Origin of the sequence: Chitinophaga agri (assembly GCF_010093065.1) — a bacterium.
In the GTDB taxonomy this organism is placed as follows: domain Bacteria; phylum Bacteroidota; class Bacteroidia; order Chitinophagales; family Chitinophagaceae; genus Chitinophaga; species Chitinophaga agri.
This window is the reverse complement of the sequence record NZ_CP048113.1, coordinates 4,690,885-4,709,968: the sequence shown is the minus strand read 5'-3', so window position 1 is coordinate 4,709,968 and position 19,084 is coordinate 4,690,885. Positions and strand designations below refer to the sequence as shown.

Annotated in this window: 15 protein-coding genes and 1 tRNA gene; 10 read left to right on the top strand and 6 right to left on the bottom strand. The window is 44.3% G+C overall.

Translation table 11 applies throughout. The features are described 5' to 3' along the window. The first annotated feature begins 17 nt into the window (after positions 1–17). From GWR21_RS18655 to GWR21_RS18645, 3 genes are all read left to right on the top strand, one after another. Entirely contained in the window at positions 18–491 is a 474-nt protein-coding gene (locus GWR21_RS18655; protein WP_162333207.1) for an SRPBCC family protein, read from the top strand. A 103-nt stretch (positions 492–594) separates the two neighbouring features. Further along, positions 595–1,323 carry a 2-phosphosulfolactate phosphatase gene (locus GWR21_RS18650; protein WP_162333206.1) on the top strand — a complete coding sequence of 243 codons (729 nt, stop codon included), beginning with the start codon at positions 595–597 and terminating at the stop codon, positions 1,321–1,323. Positions 1,324–1,506: 183 nt separating this feature from the next. After that, positions 1,507–5,247 (top strand): DEAD/DEAH box helicase, encoded by a 3,741-nt coding sequence (locus tag GWR21_RS18645; RefSeq protein WP_162333205.1) that lies wholly within the window; start codon positions 1,507–1,509, stop codon positions 5,245–5,247. Between the two features lie 55 nt (positions 5,248–5,302). On the opposite strand, the gene GWR21_RS18640 is transcribed toward GWR21_RS18645, so the two are convergent. Together GWR21_RS18640 and GWR21_RS18635 are read right to left on the bottom strand one after the other, a co-directional pair. Then, on the bottom strand, positions 5,303–5,836 hold the full coding sequence (locus GWR21_RS18640; protein WP_162333204.1) for a metalloprotease family protein: 534 nt from the start codon (positions 5,834–5,836) through the stop codon (positions 5,303–5,305). 12 nt (positions 5,837–5,848) lie between these two features. Further along, positions 5,849–6,895, bottom strand: a complete 1,047-nt coding sequence (locus GWR21_RS18635) for a tetratricopeptide repeat protein (RefSeq protein WP_162333203.1) — start codon at positions 6,893–6,895, stop codon at positions 5,849–5,851. A gap of 156 nt (positions 6,896–7,051) precedes the next feature. On the opposite strand from GWR21_RS18635, the gene GWR21_RS18630 reads away from it, so the two are divergent. Then, positions 7,052–7,750, top strand: coding sequence for an outer membrane beta-barrel protein (locus GWR21_RS18630; RefSeq protein WP_162333202.1), 699 nt, complete (start codon positions 7,052–7,054; stop codon positions 7,748–7,750). A gap of 96 nt (positions 7,751–7,846) precedes the next feature. Here GWR21_RS18630 and GWR21_RS18625 read toward each other — a convergent pair whose 3' ends face one another. Both GWR21_RS18625 and GWR21_RS18620 read right to left on the bottom strand, forming a co-directional pair. Beyond that, positions 7,847–8,626, bottom strand: a complete 780-nt coding sequence (locus tag GWR21_RS18625) for an enoyl-CoA hydratase-related protein (protein WP_162333201.1) — start codon at positions 8,624–8,626, stop codon at positions 7,847–7,849. Between the two features lie 83 nt (positions 8,627–8,709). Then, on the bottom strand, positions 8,710–10,737 hold the full coding sequence (locus tag GWR21_RS18620) for a S9 family peptidase (protein WP_162333200.1): 2,028 nt from the start codon (positions 10,735–10,737) through the stop codon (positions 8,710–8,712). Positions 10,738–10,821: 84 nt separating this feature from the next. Here GWR21_RS18620 and hflX point away from each other — a divergent pair, with 84 nt between their 5' ends. The 5 genes from hflX to GWR21_RS18595 all read left to right on the top strand — a co-directional run bounded on the left by hflX (position 10,822) and on the right by GWR21_RS18595 (position 15,323). Beyond that, complete coding sequence (gene hflX / locus GWR21_RS18615; protein WP_162333199.1) at positions 10,822–12,012, top strand: GTPase HflX; 1,191 nt, start codon at positions 10,822–10,824, stop codon at positions 12,010–12,012. An 8-nt stretch (positions 12,013–12,020) separates the two neighbouring features. Beyond that, positions 12,021–12,359, top strand: coding sequence for a Rieske (2Fe-2S) protein (locus GWR21_RS18610; protein WP_162333198.1), 339 nt, complete (start codon positions 12,021–12,023; stop codon positions 12,357–12,359). Between the two features lie 69 nt (positions 12,360–12,428). Next, the gene (locus GWR21_RS18605; protein WP_238429872.1) at positions 12,429–14,024 is read left to right on the top strand and encodes an ArnT family glycosyltransferase; all 1,596 of its coding nucleotides are present in this window, start codon (positions 12,429–12,431) and stop codon (positions 14,022–14,024) included. Positions 14,025–14,097: 73 nt separating this feature from the next. Beyond that, positions 14,098–14,171: transfer RNA gene (locus GWR21_RS18600), tRNA-Asn, on the top strand. A 600-nt stretch (positions 14,172–14,771) separates the two neighbouring features. Next, positions 14,772–15,323, top strand: a complete 552-nt coding sequence (locus GWR21_RS18595; protein WP_162333197.1) for a PH domain-containing protein — start codon at positions 14,772–14,774, stop codon at positions 15,321–15,323. Positions 15,324–15,506: 183 nt separating this feature from the next. Here the strand turns inward: GWR21_RS18595 and GWR21_RS18590 are convergent, their stop codons facing one another. Together GWR21_RS18590 and GWR21_RS18585 are read right to left on the bottom strand one after the other, a co-directional pair. Next, a complete protein-coding gene (locus tag GWR21_RS18590; protein ID WP_162333196.1) occupies positions 15,507–17,315 on the bottom strand; it encodes a serine hydrolase in 1,809 nt (602 codons plus the stop codon). A gap of 73 nt (positions 17,316–17,388) precedes the next feature. Then, entirely contained in the window at positions 17,389–18,450 is a 1,062-nt protein-coding gene (locus GWR21_RS18585; protein ID WP_162333195.1) for a helix-turn-helix domain-containing protein, read from the bottom strand. A gap of 108 nt (positions 18,451–18,558) precedes the next feature. Here GWR21_RS18585 and GWR21_RS18580 point away from each other — a divergent pair, with 108 nt between their 5' ends. Next, entirely contained in the window at positions 18,559–18,987 is a 429-nt protein-coding gene (locus tag GWR21_RS18580) for an energy transducer TonB (protein ID WP_162333194.1), read from the top strand. The last annotated feature ends 97 nt before the right edge of the window (positions 18,988–19,084 follow it).

Genomic DNA, 19,084 nt, shown 5'->3' with positions numbered 1-19,084 from the left:
ACCATATCTATTATTCTATGCCCACGATTCATGTTACGACGGTAATTCATGCTCCTTTGGATCGGGTCTTTGACCTGAGCAGGAGCATAACAGTGCATAAGCGCAGTATGGCGCATATGCAGGAGGGAAAGATCACAGGCCGTTCAAATGGTCTTATTGAGATGGATGAGACGGTCACCTGGCAGGCGAAATACCTGGGTAAGTTGCGTCAACTCACTACCCGGATCACGGCCATGCGCAAAACAGAGTATTTCTGTGATGAAATGGTGTCCGGTGACTTCACCTATATGAAACATGAGCATCATTTTAAGGAGATAGGTAATGGCACTGTTGCAATTGATATAATGGAATTTGGAACGCCCTATGGCTGGTTAGGCCGCATGTTTGAGCGGTTCTTCCTGCATAAGTACATGACTGAACTGGTGAGATTGCGGAACAGCGTAATTAAAGACTATGCTGAGACAGAAAAGTGGAGAGTAATACTAGACTGAAAAATTATGAATCAGGAATTAGGAATGAAGAATTGGTGAGAGATCCCTCATTTTATGGCTTCCATTTCTAATTCCTGATTTTTTAATTCCTAACTGATATAATATGGAAGAGCTGAAACCGAGACTGGAAGTATGTTTATCACCGGCATTGTTGCATTTGTATGATGTAAAGAACAGTATAGTGGTGATTATTGATGTGTTGAGAGCAACATCTACGATTTGTACGGTATTGTATAATGGCGCCGCCCGTGTGATACCCGTAGCTTCTGTGCCGGAGTGTATCAGCATTGGAGAACAGCTGGGAGAAAGCGCCATTACCGCTGGCGAAAGAGACGGACGGATCGCGGAAGGTTTGCTGCATGGTAACTCCCCCTTTGAATACCCAAAAACTTTTATTCAGGATAAGACATTGGTACTCACTACCACAAATGGAACCAAGCTGTTGCATATGGCTAAGGATGCGATAGAGATCATTACTGGTTCTTTTCCGAACATATCAGCGGTATGTGATTATCTGATCTCACAGGGCAAACCGGTTATACTTGGTTGTGCGGGCTGGAAAGATCGTGTGAATATGGAAGACACCCTGTTTGCAGGGGCGGTGGTGAACCGTATCGGGAAACATTTCTCGGTAGATTGTGATTCAGCAATTGCTGCGGAGACATTATACGTTACTTCAAAAGACAGTATCCATGAAGTAATGAAACAGGCCTCTCATTATAAACGGCTGGCGAAATTCGGACTGGAAAAAGACATCGAGTATTGTCTCACTCCGGATGGAGCGAACGTCCTGCCTATTTACCGCAATGGAGAGCTTATAGCTGCAGAATAACTGCAGATAATTTCTTTTCTTAAAGTGTTTGTTTCTGGAAGTGATGGCATGTAGTGTATACGCTACTGGCGCTGTAGCTTTTTAGGATTTTTCTGCGTACTTTTGTGAATTGCCTTTTCATCAGCTGCTAAATATTTTAGCGTTTTAACCCAGGCTGGTAAATAAACCGGGCAATATGAAACTATGTCGCTGCCCCAGTTGCTGAAATACGTTTATAATAACGGAACCGATGAGGTAATCCGTAGGGGGAAGCGCATCTTTGCGACTGGTGGTGTGGAGTTGTTGGAAGCTGATCCCGTTTTGAAATCAGCCACTTTCCGGGTAAAGAGCGATACCCATGCGAATTATTATCGCGTTTCAATTAACAAGTATCACGAGACGAGCATTATGTCCGTTCGTTGCCAGTGCCCCTATAATCTGGGAGACATCTGCCGGCATGAAGCCGCAGCGATGTTCCAGTTGCAGGAAATGCTGGATAAGAATCATTTCGAGAGCTTCGATACTCAATACAATCAGCAACATACGCTGGTGAAGATGAAGTTCATCGACCTGAAATCACTTAAACTACTGACTTCCAGTGAAATATTTGCGGAAGCTGAGAAAATAGCCAAACCGGCAAAAAACGTCAAGGTCACCGTTGCGAAAGATGAGAAGGTCGAGGCGACTATTAAATACGAAGGACAGGAATATCCGTTGATCATACAGCGGAATGAAGAACGTTTCTTTGACACCGCCTGTACCTGTGACGAAACAGAACATGCCATTTGTAAGCACAAAACAGCATTGTTCCTCAATCTTTTAAATAATCACGGCCCATATTATTTCGATACCCTGCGTAACTGGGACAAGGAAAAGAATAAGCTGCTTGCCTTGTACGGATACTCGCTGGATGATGATCTGGAAGGGAAGTTTACCTTCACTTATATGGAGGGGAAACCTTACCTGCGTGTGCTGGACCCGAGTATTAAACGTGTGGACAGCACGCTTGCCAGCAAAAATGTGGCTCCTCCCCCACCTCAGGAAGAACCTACTGTTATTACACAACGTATCGGCGTAGTGTTTAATGCTAATGAACCTTTGTATCCGTTCTTCCGGATAGATCTGGTTAGCGGCGAAGTAAATGATGAACAACAGGAGTTTGTATCGCTGGTCAATAAGCTGGACCTAACCAAGTACGTTGATTTCTACTTATATAAAGAATCAGATCGCGACCTCATCACACCTGTACGTAAAGTGCAGGGCATTGAGGTTAGCAAATTCCTTAGCAAAAACTCTCCGTTCGCAGGTATATGGGAGAATATCACCCATAATGATAATGAATCAGATCTGCCAACTGAGACAAAGGAACTAATGCTGGAATATCTGCATCCGAAGCTATCCAAGCTGTTCCCGCAGATGGCTGCCCATGGTCTGTTGTTCCTGCTGCCTAACAGGCAACAGTTCAAAACTAAGAACCTTCAGCCGGTGCATCTGGCGGGAGACAGATTGCAGCCGGTGTTTAAGACGCATACCGTTGCTGGTGCTGTAGAAGTGACTTGTCACGTTGAGATTGAAGGAGAACTGATCAATGTTGCTGATAATGAGTGGGACAGTTCTATCCTGTTCCTGAAAAATAAGGTGTTATATCTTTTTGAAAATCCGCAGGATGCATTGCATGTGGAACTATTCCGCGAAAGCGGTAGGATCCGTATTCCTTCAGACCAGTGGGGTACTTACCTGCAGGACTATCTGTTACCGCTTAGCAAACAGTATCAGATACAGTTTGATAACTCTCTGCTGGCGGAAGTAGATGATATATTACCTGAGTGCAGGGTGTTCCTGCGTGAAGTAGGCGAGACATTTATTATCCAGCCGGGATATGCTTATCATGGACAGGAAGTAGAATGGAATGATGATGCCAAGATCACTGTGCAGGAAGGTAACAAAGTACTGATCATCCATAGGAATAAAGAAGCGGAGCAACAGTTTGTTGATAAACTCAGCAGTCTGCATACCAGCTTCTCACAACCTTCTAATAATAACTATTTTTACCTGAAAGCGAAGGAAGCACTGAAGAACAACTGGTTCTTCCTCTTCTTTGATACGCTGAAAGAAATGAATGTGCGTGTATTCGGATTTGAAAACCTCAAAAACTTCAAATTCAGCGCACATAAACCTGTTACCAATCTTCAGATCAGTTCTGGTATTGACTGGTTTGACGCACAGATCGAAGTGGTCTATGGCGATCAGAAGGTAAGTATACGGGAGATCAAACAGGCACTTGCTGGTAAACAGAATTATGTACAGCTGGCCGATGGTTCGCTGGGACTGTTACCTGAAGAGTGGCTGAAGAAATACTCTCTCCTGTTCAAGATCGGAGAGGAAAAGGAAAAAGGAGCACTGAAGCTTAGCAAATATAACTTCAGCGTTATTGATGAACTGTATGAGTTCATTGATGATGAAGCTGTGCTGATGGAGCTGGAGCAGAAGCGTCGTAAACTGCTGCAATTTGACGAGATCCGTAATATAAAGCTGCCACATAACCTGCAGGCTACCCTGCGTCCATACCAGGAGAGCGGTTTCCAGTGGTTGAATTATCTTGACGAAGTGAAATGGGGTGGTATCCTTGCAGATGATATGGGTCTTGGTAAGACTATTCAGGCACTGACATTCATCCAGCATTATAAGAATAAAAATGATAAGTGTCTGGCACTCGTGGTTTGTCCGACTACCCTGATCTATAACTGGGAGAACGAGATCCGTAAATTTACGCCCACCATGACCTATCATATTCATCATGGCCCGACCCGTTTAAAGACGATGGAAGAGCTGATGAAATTTGATATCCTGATCACCACGTACGGTACATTACGCAGTGATGTACAGACATTGATGAAGCTGGATCTGGATTATGTAGTACTGGATGAATCTCAGGCGATCAAAAATCCGCAAAGCAAAGTGACTAAAGCGGCACAGCTGCTGAATACCAGAAATAAACTGGCATTGAGTGGTACGCCGATGCAGAATAACACATTTGACATCTATGCGCAGATGAACTTCCTGAACCCAGGTATGCTGGGTAGCGTAGACTTCTTCCGGAACGAGTTTGCCACTCCGATAGATAAGTTCCAGGATGAAGAACGTAAGGACCATCTGCGTAAGCTGATCTACCCATTCATCCTGCGTCGTACTAAAGAGCAGGTGGCAAAGGAACTGCCTGAGAAGATTGAAACAGTTATCTTCTGTGAAATGGATGCTGAACAGCGGCATATATACGACGCATACAGGAACTCTTACCGGTCTAAGATCCTGGGTGTTATTGAAGACCAGGGTATGGAACGCTCTCAGCTGACCATCCTGCAGGGGCTGATGAAATTGCGTCAGATCTGTGACTCCCCGGCTATCCTGAATGAAGCAGAGCAGTATCCGAATCATTCGGTAAAGCTACATGAGCTGACCCGTGAAATGACAGAAAATATCAGCAATCACAAGGTGCTGATCTTCTCTCAGTTCCTCGGTATGCTGGGCCTGATCCGTGAGAAGCTGCAGCATATGAAGATACCATTTGAGTATTTTGATGGTAGTACTTCTGCCACTGAGCGTGAACGTGCTATCCAGAACTTCCAGACAAATGACGATTGCAGGGTGTTCCTGATCTCGCTCAAAGCGGGTGGTGTGGGTCTTAACCTGACAGCTGCGGATTATGTTTATATCGTTGATCCATGGTGGAACCCGGCAGTGGAGCAACAGGCGATTGACCGTACACACCGTATTGGTCAGACGAAAAACATCTTCGCTTACAGAATGATCTGTAAGGATACTGTGGAAGAAAAGATCCTGCAGTTACAGGAACGTAAAAAATCACTGGTTAAGGAGATTATCGCAGATGATTCCGGATTTGTGAAGAAGCTCACAAAAGAAGATGTACTTTATCTATTCAGTTAGTACGATATTATATAAAAGAAGAAGGCGTTCCCCACCAGGTGAACGCCTTCTTCTTTTATGCAAAGTGTTTAACAATAAGAATGGGAAGTCCAAAGGCCACACCCATTCCATAAATAAGATCCAGCCAAACCCTAGAGCCCAGTGCGCCGAGGTAAATGAGTACGGTAATTGGTACGGTAATGATCTTTAGCCATACAGGTACATTTTCCCCACGCCAGATCGTGTGCCACATAATAGTGGCATCTCCTGTACTTGGAAAAGCGTGCATCGCAATGGACATTCCGAGGTAAAGCAGCATATAGTCTAACAGTGTTCCCTCATCAAAAAGAAATACAGGTATCGCTGCAGGGAAAGCGATCAGGAGTGCCAGTAACGTATTGATGATAAAAGGACCGGTGCTTATCAGCAGCTGATGAACAGGATTACGTACCGCCTCGTGTTTTACGTATCCCACCGGATTATCCATCTGAAAATATTTTACCTCAAATATCGCCACTCCACAGAGCCGGCAAAAGAGCTGGTGTGCAAATTCATGTACGATCACTCCCGGGAAGGTAACCGCTGCTATAAAAATACCTGGTATGAACATGCTTGTAATTATTTAGTCCCTGAAGGGTACTTTATCGGTAATGTAATTTTGAAGTTCTGTCAGCTTACTGGTATCGGTATCCGGGCGGGCCTGTAACTTTGCAAAAATGCGTTCTGATTCCGCCTGCTGGTGATTCAGATGATAAGATACTGAAAGCCAGAATAGCGCACTATTGTCATCAGGATAGAGCTGTGCGGCAAGTTTACTGGTGGCTAACCCTTCTTTTAGCATATTCAGCTTCAATTGAAAAAAGCATTGACAAAGTAAGGCCCTTAACGACTCCTTATTTTGTGTAAGGAGTGTTTCAGCACATTTTAATCCTTCTCCGTATCTTTTCAGGTCCTTCAATGCTGCAAGCCTAATGTAGTAGGCGGGGCGGAAAAGAGGCGCTGCATGGATAGCTAGTCCGGCAAGGCTGTCTGCGCCCATATGATTCTCCTGTATCTCGTAAAGATTGGCAAGCATAATTTTTGCTGCCAGATCATCACTATCCATTTTTACATATCCCTCCAGCTTATTCTGATAGGCGGCTGTATCATTCGCAATTCTATCCAGTTCGGCATATACCTTTCTATTGCGGATACGATAATGGGATGAATATTCATTAAGCAGATCGAACTGTGCTTCCAGATCACTATCCAGAGAAGACAACTTGTCTTCATCCAGCAAATTGAAAAGGCTGTCCATCTTTTCCAAATCATCGTTGAAATAAGCGGCAGTTATAAGATGCATAATGGACCCGGGATGCTCCGGAAACTTTTTAAGAGTTACCTCAAAAGCTTTCTGTGCACTTACATATTTTCGTTCTTCGGTTAAGCGTACAGCCCTCATATAATCCACGCCAGCTACGAAATAGCCAGGCAGCCGGAACAGCGAGATCAGTAGTATAACGCCTACCCCTATTGCTGCCCATATGACTTCTTTTTTTACGGGATACCGGGTTAATTTTTTTCTGCAAGCCTTACAGAATCTGACCTTATAACCAGGTTCATATTCAGGGCTATTGCACTTTGAACAGCCGCCTGTATATATATTCAGGTGACCATTATATTCTTCCATAGGGTATAATATATTATGCGAAAAGATATGTATTTACGTTGACATCCTCAAAGAGAATAAATACCGCCTGATATTTTATAAATATTTTAACCCTTGGTTTTATTCCTATTCCATTAAATTTGCCTAATATTCTTTTTCAAGACTTTATACTTAAACATGAAGAAATTATTCTTTTCGCTGGGACTGATGGTTGCCTCGTTGGGTGTTTTTGCACAGGATGCCAAGAATGCAGTTGCTAATACTGCCATGGGAGCAGCCACACATTCCAAGGATTTCTTAGTGATTCAGTTAGGATATGTTGGACTGTCAGGTACAGGTGCCGGCAATATTAAAACCGGTTTTAACCGTCAGTTTAATATTGCGTTTATGTATGACATTCCTTTGCAGAAAACTAATTTCAGTCTCGCAGCCGGTTTGGGAATAGGGTCTGATCATATTCAGCTGAAGGACATGAGCCTGGATCTGAGAAATACTTCTTCAGTGCCTAGTTTCCAGGAAACTGACAATTATAGCAAATTCAAATTAGCTACTACTTACCTGGAAGTTCCCCTGGAGCTGAGATACCGTCAGGTGCCAGAGAATGCCAACAAAGGCTTTAAAGTTGGTGTTGGTCTGAAATTAGGTAACCTGGTTAACGCGCACACCCGTTCAGTAGAAAACCTGGGAGGTTCTAAGCTGATCGAAAAAGAAGCGAGCAAACGTCTGTTCAATACCTGGCGTTTTGCGGGTACTGCCAGAGTGGGTTATGGTAACTTTGCCCTCTACGGTACTTATGCTCTGAATGGCATGTTCAAGGAAAATGGTACGTACGATGTAAGTCCATATTCCTTCGGATTTATGATCAGTGGGTTGTAATCTGAACAGAAAATACTAAAAAGGGCTGTCCTGCTTTCGGCGGACGGCCCTTTTCTCTTTTATGAATATGCATCTCTCTTTTGACAGAGAGAATGATCATGCTCCTTTAAATACTGGTTTACGTTTCTCCAGAAAGGCCTGAATACCTTCGGCATTATCAGCAGTATTGCCAGCAATTTCCTGGCAATAGGCCTCATAATCCAGTACCGTATCCAGATCTTCTGTCATTCCTTTCGTAAGCATTTTCTTGAGCAGGGCAATCGCCTTCGTAGGTGCGTTTGCATAGAAAGTGGCTTCGGCTAGTACAGCGGCTTCCAGTTCTTCTGGTTTCACCACCTTATTCACAAACCCCAGTTGCTGTGCTTCCAGTGCGGAAAGCTTGGATGCTTTGGTAGCCAGTTCAAAGGCTTTATGATACCCAACAGTACGTGGCAGGAAGTAAGATGAACCTGAATCCAGTACCAGGGCTATATTAATGAATATTTCCACCATAGCGGCCGTTTCGCTGGCAATGATCATATCACAGGCCAGGGCAAGCGAACAACCTGCCCCTGCCGCAATACCATTTAACTGACAAATGACTGGCTTAGGCATATTCCTTATAGCTCTTATAATAGGATTATAGCGCTTGTGCAGTGACTCGCTCAGATCACGCTTTCCGGCTTCCATAGCCGCTTTAAGGTCCTGTCCGCTGCAAAAGGCTTTGCCTGCGCCAGTCAGGATAACGACTCTGACAGCCGTATCTTTTTCCACCTGTTTGAGGGCATCCTGTAATTCATAACTCAGTGGATCATTAAATGCATTGTAGACAGTCGGGCGATTGAGGGTAATTGTAGCAATGCCCTCCTGGATGTTGAGCAAGAGAGAGGTGAACATAACGTCGGGGAATTTATAAAGTTGATAAGGCATACATCAGACACGTCGAGATAGTGCCTGATGTATGATAATATATTGACCGATCAGAGGGTTTCTTTCAACCACTGGAAGAACTCTCTTTGCCAAACCAGTGCATTTTGTGCTTTCAGCACCCAGTGATTCTCTTCAGGGAAATAGAGTAGTTTGCTCTTAATACCTTTCAGCTGTGCCAGCTGGAAGGCCTGTAAGCCCTGTTCGATGCCCACACGGAAGTCAGTACCTCCCTGTATGATGAGGATAGGTGTATTCCATTTGTTGGCATATTCACTAGGATTGAATTCCTTATAGACCTTAGCATTGGCAGCATCCCAGTAAGCACCGATATCCCAGTTGGCAAACCAGAGTTCTTCGGTAGTACCATACCAGCTTTTTAGATCAAACAGTCCGTCATGCGCGATGAAGCTCTTAAAGCGGTTGTTATGCGTACCGGCCAGCATATAAACAGAATATCCGCCGTAACTTGCACCGACAGCGCCCAGACGGGATTTGTCAACATATGGTTCCTGACTTACCGCGTCTATAGCACTCAGGTAATCACGGATAGGTTGTCCACCCCAGTCTTTACTAATAGCTGCATTCCATTCTACACCGTGACCTGGCATACCTCGACGGTTTGGAGCGACAACAATATACCCCTGGGAGGCCATCAGCTGGAAGTTCCAGCGATAGGAATAAAATTGTGAAAGTGCCGACTGTGGCCCACCCTGGCAATATAGAAGTGTTGGATATTTCTTGGCAGGATCGAAATCGGGCGGAAATATCACCCACGCCAGCATCTCTTTATTGTCTGTCGTTTTGATCCAGCGCTTTTCCACTTTACACATGCTGGTCTGGTCGTACGTTGCTTTGTTGACCGTGGTCAACGGCTGCATTGTGCCTTTTGGCAGCTGTAGTGTATAGAGTTCTGCTGCATGGTTCATATCTGTGCGGGATACTACCAGTGTATTGCCTGACTGACCGACAATGCCATTGATATCAAAGTCGCCTTCAGTGATCTGACGGATGTGCCTGGCGTTGGTGGCGGCCACATCTTTCTGCAGAGTGATCTCGTGCAGCTGTTCCGTACCTTTTACTACCGCCAGGAAGAACAGTTGTTTGTTGTCTTTACTCCAGGAGACGGAAGCAACGGTTCCATCCCAGTCTTTGGTAAGATTGCTACGGGTGCCGGTAGAACGATTCAGGACGATGATATCGTTTTTATCTGCTTCAAAGCCATCTTTTGCCATACCAAGCCATGCCAGGTATTTGCCATCAGTGCTGAAGGCAGGGGCAACATTGTAACCCGCTAATCCTTCAGAGAGGTTTTTGGTAGTGCGGCTTTCCAGGTTGTATTCATAGATGCCGGTATTGGTGCTGACAGCATAGTCTTTACCAAATTTCTTCTTGGTAACGTAGATGATGCTTTTGCCATCAGGTGCCCAGATAACATCTTCTGCACCACCAAAGGGCATTTGCGGGCTATCGTGCAGTTCTCCCTCCATGATATCAACAGGGAGCCCAACCTGACCATTGTCATAGCTGGCAAAGAAGATGTGCTGGAAGTTACCGTCTTCCCAGGTATCCCAGTGACGGTAGTTCAGGTTGTCATAGATCTGTACATTGGATTTTGGCAGGTCTGGATAGAAGTCACTGCCGCTGACCTTTTTAAGCTTTACTTCTTTTGAGAACAGGATATGCCTGCCGTCAGGTGATATACGCATATTCTGTAAGCCACCTTCCACATTGGTGATCTGTGTGGCACCGGAACCATCAGCATTCATTTCCCAACGCTGTCCTTTATAGACGTAAGCGATTTTTTGTCCGCTGATGGCACTCACCTCTCCTTCTCCGCCAGGCTCCTTCGTGATCTGGGTGGCAGCACCTCCCGCAAGTGGGATGGCAAACAGGTCCCTGTCGCTTTTGTTTTCAGCGATATTGTATCGTGATACGCCGTAAATTACCGTCTTTCCATCCGCCGTGATCGCTTCCCCGCTTACTCTGCCTAATTGCCAGAGCAGCTCAGGTGTCATTTTCTGCTGGGCCACTGCCATAGTTGATATAAAAAGTGATGTTAATAATAGTGATTTATGCATGTTTAGATTCTGTTTGGACGCTAAATGTAGGGAAAATAGTGCTATGGACTAATTCCATACCTTTGCAGTAAATTTTTATATACTTTGATTGAAAAGAAACAAGTAGTACAACAGGAAGAGCGTGCTGTCATTGTGGGATTGATCACTAAGGAACAAACGGAACGCCAGGTACAGGAGTATCTGGATGAACTGGTATTCCTTGCTGAGACGGCCGGCGCGACGACTGTTAAACGATTCACCCAAAAAATGGCCCGTCCTGACAGAGCTACCTTTGTAGGCAAGGGTAAGCTGGAAGAGATCCGGGACTTTATTGCAGGCAGAAATATCACCCTGGTTATATTCGATGATGAGCTGACTGGTTCCCAGATCGCCAATATTGAAAAGGTATTGAATGTAAAGGTGATTGACCGTAGTGACCTGATCCTTGACATTTTCGCCCGTCGTGCCCGTACGGCCCAGGCGAAGGTGCAGGTAGAACTTGCTCAATATCAATATATCCTGCCCCGTCTGAAAGGGATGTGGAGTCACCTGGAAAGACAGGGAGGTGGTATTGGTAGCCGTGGTCCGGGTGAAACGGAAATCGAAACAGACCGTCGTATTATCAAGGACAAGATCGCCCTCCTCAGAAAAAAACTGGCAGAGATTGATAAACAGTCACTTACTCAGCGTAAGGAACGTGGTGAATACATTCGCGTAGCCCTGGTAGGTTATACGAACGTGGGTAAGAGCACCATTATGAACCTGATGAGTAAAAGTGACGTGTTTGCTGAGAACAAACTGTTTGCAACGCTGGACACCACGACCCGTAAGGTAGTATTTGACCAGACCGCTTTTTTATTGAGCGACACCGTAGGGTTTATCCGTAAGTTGCCTCACCATCTGGTAGAAAGCTTTAAATCGACCCTCGATGAAGTAAGAGAAAGTGACATCCTGCTCCATGTTGTGGATATCTCCCATCCGCAATATGAAGACCAGGTAGAAGTGGTGAACCGTACGCTCCAGGAGCTGAAGGCATTTGATAAGCCAAGTATCATGATCTTCAATAAAATGGATCTGTATGAAGAGCAGACCTTCGATAAGTGGCTGACGGAAGATGTGAAACAGGATATTCTGAATCAACTGAAGGAGAACTGGCAGACCAGAACCCATGGTAACTGCGTGTTCATATCCGCTGCGGCCCGTACGAATATTGATGAGCTGAGACAGACTATCCTGAGTAAGGTAGTAGAACTGTATCGTATCCGTTATCCTTACAAGAGCGAATATTTTTATTAACCAATAGAATGGCAAAACAATACAACTGGCATCGTTTATCAGACCTGTACGCGAAAGAAGGCGAAATAGGCACCCTGGAAGTCCAGGGGAAGAAGATCTGCTACACCCGTTATCAGGGGCAGGTTTATGCCTTTGCCTATAAATGTCCGCATGCCAGCGGCATTATGGCGGATGGTTTTATGGATGATGCCGGTAATGTTGTTTGTCCGCTACACCGTTACCGTTTTAATATAAAAAACGGTTATAACAGCAGTGGAGAAGGATTCTACCTCAAGACTTATCCCCTGGAGCAACGGCCAGATGGTCTTTATATCGGATTAGAGAAATCCAGTCTTTTCGGCTGGTAGCCCTGTTAATTTTCTATTAAAAGCCCCCGCTGTTTTGTGGATATGCTGTCTGTGCTGTAATTTTTGCACATGACAGTCTATTCTATCTCTGAGAAACAAGTCTGCCGGATCATGATCGGTGTACTGATATTCATGCACATGACTGGTCTTCCTATTACTATTATGGAACCGGATGGCGCTCTGTATGCAGGTATTGCCAAGCATATGGTGCAACATCATGACTACCTGAACCTTGTGGCTGATGGACATGACTGGCTTGATAAGCCGCATTTTCCATTCTGGATGGCGGCGCTCTCCTATTTGCTTTTTGGTTTTACCAGCTTTAGCTATAAGCTGCCGGCATTTCTTTTCCTGCTGCTGGGGGTGGTATATACCTACCGGTTTGCCAAAGACCTGTACGGCGACAAGGTAGCATTATGGGCAGTTTGTATCTTCTTATCTGCGGAGCATCTGGTCATATCGAGTACGGACGTACGGGCGGAACCTTATCTGACAGGACTGATCATTGCCAGTGTATATCATTTGTATAAACGACAGTTGTTATGGGGCGCTTCGTTTGCTGCCTGTGCGGTAATGACAAAGGGGCCTTTTGCCCTTGTGCCTATTGGGTTTGCCTTTATCGGGCAGTATATGTGCACCCGGCAGTGGAAGGAACTGTTTCACTGGCGCTGGCTGGTGGCCGGCTTGCTGATCCTTGTTTTCATCACACCGGAATTATATGCTTTGTACCAGCAGTTTGATGCGCATCCTGAGAAAGTCGTGTTTGGACAGACAGATGTATCGGGTATCCGGTTCTTTTTCTGGGACAGTCAGTTCGGCCGGTTTATGAATAACGGACCTATTCGTGGGCATGGCGATCCTTCGTTCTTTCTGCATACGGTTTTATGGGCATTTCTGCCATGGTCTTTATTGTTGTATGTTGCTGTTGTCAACTTTATCAGGAAACGGCGTTCAGCGACGGAGTACTATTGTATTGGTGCGGCGTTGTCCACCTTTCTGTTATTCTCCCTTTCAAAGTTTCAACTACCGCATTATTTGAATATTATCTTCCCCTTCTTCGCGATACTCACGTCGAAGTATATAGTAGAAGACGTAAGAGAAAAATTTTTTCGTATCACGCAGCATATCCTGATAGGGATCATGGGTGTTGCAATTATCGCAATATGGGCTTTTTACAGGCCTGAAATCCACTTCTGGGCTGTAGGGTTGATCGTAATGATGATAGCGGCTTTTATATGGCTTCCTTTGACAGGAACGCCACGTGTATTCTTCCGCACTTGTATGGCAGGTGTCGTTTTGAATTTATTTCTGAACGGGCTGTTCTATCCGGATGTGCTCCGGTACCAGAGTGGAAGCACGGCGGCGTTCTATGCGAATAAAGAACTGAAAGGTGGAGCTATAGGATGCTATGGTGTGAATTCATATGCGATGGAATATTATCTGGATGCTCCTCTTCTTCGATATGATACTATACCTGGTGGTCCTTCTCTCATATTTACCAATATGGAACACAGAGATTCAATCATTGCCCGGGGGTATCAGATCAGGGAAATAAAAACCTTTTCCCAGTTCCCGGTGACCAGGCTGGATTTACAGTTTGTAAATTTTTTCACGCGGAAATCCGCTCTGGATAAGCGCTTTCTACTTTTAGTGGAAACTTTTTGAAAAAAAAGTTGAAAAGGATTTGGCGCGAATCAAAAAATATCTATCTTTGCAATCCCAAACGGGGAATACGCACTCCTCCTTAGCTCAGTTGGTTAGAGCATCTGACTGTTAATCAGAGGGTCGCTGGTTCAAGTCCAGCAGGGGGAGCGAAAAAAGAGAAGGCTTGCAGTGATGCAAGCCTTTTTGTTTTTAAAAAAAATTATTTTGCAGCTGTCTCGGAATAGGTATCATATACTTTGGATGTTAATCTCAGTATCTCTTAACATCTTCAGTTCCGAAAGGTCTTCTCCCCCATTTTTGTGGCAAAACTTATAAGGTTGCCAGCGACAATAGTTCCACCAACAAGGTTTCCTACAATAACCCATTCCTCCTTATCAACCCTATGTGTGAATGTATCTATTACATGAAATTTACCAACTATGTTCATATTTCTTACTATCAGGTCTGTTTGTGTAAAGGAATGTTTTGTATGGGTACAAAATTCATCATTGTTTCGCTAATGGTAAAGAGATCATTTATCAACTGGTCCAGTCATTTTCCTGATAGAGCGTGAAATAAAAGGTTTCCAGTAATGCAGGCCTTTTTTGTTTTAACTCGAATCCTATTAACTCATATTTTTGCGCAGAAGTAATATTCTACTGCTGCATTGCTAATTGGGTCAAACAAATACCGGGGGACTTAAACCGCATAATCAAATACAGGTAGAACTTACTTAAGCATATATAATCCCTAAACCTTCTATTATTTATGACAACCTATGACATTGAGATGGACCTGAGGCCCAATCTTACCGCCAATGAAAGATTTGTATGGGTGGGAAAGCCCAAAACAGGAATCATGCTGCGATCATCAGATGCTTTTTTAATTCCCTTCAGCATATTCTGGGCTGGATTCGCCATATTCTGGGAAGCAACGGCTGTTGGTACCGGCGCTCCCTTTTTCTTTAAATTATCGGGACTTCCTTTCGTTTGCGTTGGTCTTTATATTACTATCGGACGTTTCTTCATAGATGCGAAGAAAAGAGGAAACACACTTTATGGTATTACCAACGACAGGATAATCATTAAATCCGGGATATTCAGCCAGGAGGTTAAATCGCTTAACATCCGGTCTATCTCGGACATCAGCTTTAACCAGAAGAAAGATAATAGCGGAACGATCATGTTGGGGCCAACAGATGCAAGACTCAATATGATGCAGGGTATTGATTGGCCTGGCGTTAAACAACAGAATAGCCTGGAGTTTATTGATGATGTGAAAACTGTGTATGACAAGATCATTGCGTTGCAAAGACCTTAATAATACCTATAGTATTCATGTCAGCTAATTATCAGCGCTCATAGAACGGCCTGACAAATCCCTTAAGGAAGTCAACAGAAAGGCCTGAATTTCTTTACAGGCCTTTCTGTTTAGCCGCTGAGGTAAATTAAAATACTCCCCTGAATTATTTACCTGTGAAACAACAATCTAACCATCTTCCCATTACTTTTTCCTCACAAACTTTAAATCTTTCACTCCAAAGTTCGAGATCTTGAACCCGGTTACTGTATGTTTATCATCCCTCAGAAAGGTCATCTCAAAAGGAAATGTCTCCGGGCCGGCGCCTGAGAATTGACCCTCTCCCATCCTATTCAGCGTGACATCCCGCAACCTCAGATGTGTCATTACCAGTACATCTCCACATACAATAAGCGTGTAATCCGTCCCAAGTTCCTCGCTATGATATTCGCCTGCGAAGTCTTTTAAATTATCAGTGTACTTCACAACTTGTTTAACTGTTGGCTGGGGCGCTGCTGTTAAAGCGAGCTTTTCCGGTTTCAATTTATCTTTTATATAAAAACCAGCCATTTGCCATCGGGCGTTCAGTCGCTCATTGTGTTCATCATTACTGAGCGCAATAATAGCAAGCCGCTCCCCTGGAAAACGTCCCATAAATGTGCGGAACGCAGCCGCATGTCCTCCGTGAGAGATCATGGCAATCCCCAGAAAATTGCTCAGGTTTTGTCCTTTAGCATGAAAAAGGGTATCCCCATCTCCGGATATCCGTAAGATCACTTTCTGTCCATTATTCAGGTAAGATGCTTCATTGAAGGCTTTTATCATTTCGGGTGTTCCTACTACCGGATGCTCAAAATTCAATACCCATTTGGTTAGATCTTCCACAGTGGTCAGCAGGTTGGATGGACCTGTATTAGAGGCATTCAATGGGTGGTGATAATAAACCCCATTTATCAATTCGTAGGATTCCGCCTTGTTTTTTATCACTGTTTCGTAGTTATCACTAAACCGGGTGCTGGCCATACCAAGTGGCTTGAACATCTTTTCCTGGGTATATATCGCGATTGATTGGCCGGTTACACGCCGTATGATCTCCGCTAACAGCGTATATCCCGTATTGCAATAACCGAAGGCTGTACCAGGGGGGAAGTTTAGGCTTTGCTGTCTTACAATTAATTTCAGGTCCTGTTCAGTTGTCTCTACGTCGCCTGACCGCTTTCCGGCTAAAGACGAAAGCGCCGCCTGATCTCTCAAACCACTTGTATGCGCGAGCAAATGTTTCACTTTAATAATTGTACCATAATCCGGTAATTCAGGTATGTGTTTGCGGACGTCATCTTCCAGTGTGATCTTACTTTCACTGGCCAGCAGGTAAATAGCGAAGGCCGTGAATTGTTTCGATACTGATGCAATATTAAAAACCGTTTGTGGTGTGATGGGGATGCCATGATCCAGGTCCGCCATCCCATATCCTTTCTGAAAGACAACTTTTCCATCCTTCACAATAGCTACGGCGGCACCCGGAGTATGTGAATTATAAGAGTTGTACATGGAATCGACCTTCTTCCCTGCCTCCACATAGGTGTCCCCTATAACCTGGGGCGTTCTGGTAGATACCTTATCCGCGATAACCCAGCCTTCATCAGTTTTCATCAGATTGAAATAGTCAGTGAACAGGTCTTTCCCTGTATTGATCTCAATCTTTGCGCTACCCATGTTATTGGTAATATCTATACTGACAATGCGGGTCTGCAGGTTTTGGGGCCTTGGGTGGGGTTTGAACAGGCTAAGATATTGATTCCTAGTATAATCCGTAAATTTCCCATCCCTGTAATTTTTCAGGTGACAGGAGGCATGCATCGCCTGTCGTACTTTAACCGTGTCGCCAGTAGCCCAGCCATCGAAGTAAAGTGAGAGTGTCTTCTCAATCAATTGTCGTTCAGCAGGACTATCCTGGGAAAATGTGGTAATGGAAATGAATAATAAGCTCAGCAACAGGGCTATCTTTTTCATTTAAAAGCGTTTAGCCAAAGATGCAGTTTCCATCATTCTTGGGGTGATAAGGGGTAATAACATTAGTACGGATTTATGAATCCGGAGTACTTTCCCGCATATAGGCATTGGGAGTCAATCCTTTAATTTTTTTGAATGTGGCAAAGAATGTGGACTTTGAATTGAATCCTACCTCCTCTCCAACTGCCTCTATGGTGAAATTTGTCTGATATGACAGCATCTTACAGGCTGCGTTCACCCGGTATTCATTTACATAGAGCGTAAAGTTTTTCTGCAGACTATCATTCAGTATCCTGGACAACTGATGACTGGGTATATCGATCTCACTGGCCAGGTCACCGATCTTTAAACCTGCATTCCGGAAAAGCTCCTTTTCAGTCATTACTTTTTGTAACCGGGCAACGATCTGTCTGGCTTCATCCTCATCCAGCTTTTTGTCGCCATATTTCTGACTGGCAAAGGTGGTCAGATCACTTGCTTTTTTCCGGTATAACAAGATAAATATAGCCAGATAGGTTATCACAGAAAAGTACAACGGTCCTGTTATATAACTGCCCCTGGTAAGCCTTGAAATAGCCCATACGTAGGCGGCAAATATTAAAAATATGGTCATCGTAATAGCCAGTATCCACTTTTCGAAAGGCTTCAGCTTTTCCTTCTCACGGATCTTCTTCAACAGCGATTTCATCAGAATGAGGGTTAGGCCAATGTAAACACCCCATTGAAGATAGATCACGGGTATTATGTATGACGTCCAGAGGCCGGGGAATTGAGCATAGGGATACGTTAAGCCGGTTACCAGTATGATGGCTGCCCATATCCCCAGTTGTATGCTCCACGATACAGGTAGTTTCCTGATCTGCTGCATTTCTGTTTTCACGAAGAAGTATAAAAAAGGCCCGATGAACAGGCAGGCTGTTAACCCGATCTGGAGGATTATCCTTGGAATATGATAGTCAAAGAAATAGGCGACCGATTTTCCAGTGCGGATGCTCAGGACAACTAACAGGGCTCCCAGTAAAGCATTGGATAGTGTTTTCTTCGCAGTGAAAAAAAGAAAATAGATGCCTATAAGGAAGGCATTAAATGCGCCAAGGGCGCTAAAGAAAAAGAGTAAATTGTTTCCAAGGGGCATGGTGATCGTTATGTTATTACCTTGTTCCGGATTAATGGGTTACCTATCCAAATATAACGATAATAGGCAGGCTTTTTTGTCTGCGGATAGTTTAATACTATTGCACATATGTCCATCGGAAAATATCCCTTTTTACTGTTTTTCTTCTGTTGCGCGCTGCGTCTTCATCTAAAAGCACAGCATAGTGAGACGCTTTTTGATTCCCGGCTGAAGATGTTTGTATATGATTTCGTAGAGAAACCGCCAACCTTTCCAGGTGGAGAAGAGGCCCTTGCTAAATACTTGAGTAAAACGCTCAGATATCCCAAAGGAGACGACTACTATCAGGGGACAATACAGCTCTCATTCGTAATAGATACTGCAGGAAATGTAATAGATAAGTGTATCCTGGATAAGGCCGAATCAGCTTATTCACCGTTAGATAAGGAAGGTATTAGAGTGCTGGACATTATGCCTAAATGGATACCTGGGAAACATAATGGTAGGAAGGTGGCTGTGAGATATCACGTCCCTTTGAGAGTCTGTTTACAGGAGTGATCAATATGCTGCTTCTTTACGGAAGACAAGCCTTTTTTTAATTCTTTAAGCTGAAAACAATAGTTATCAGGACCGTCCTGCTATAGGCGGTCTCATC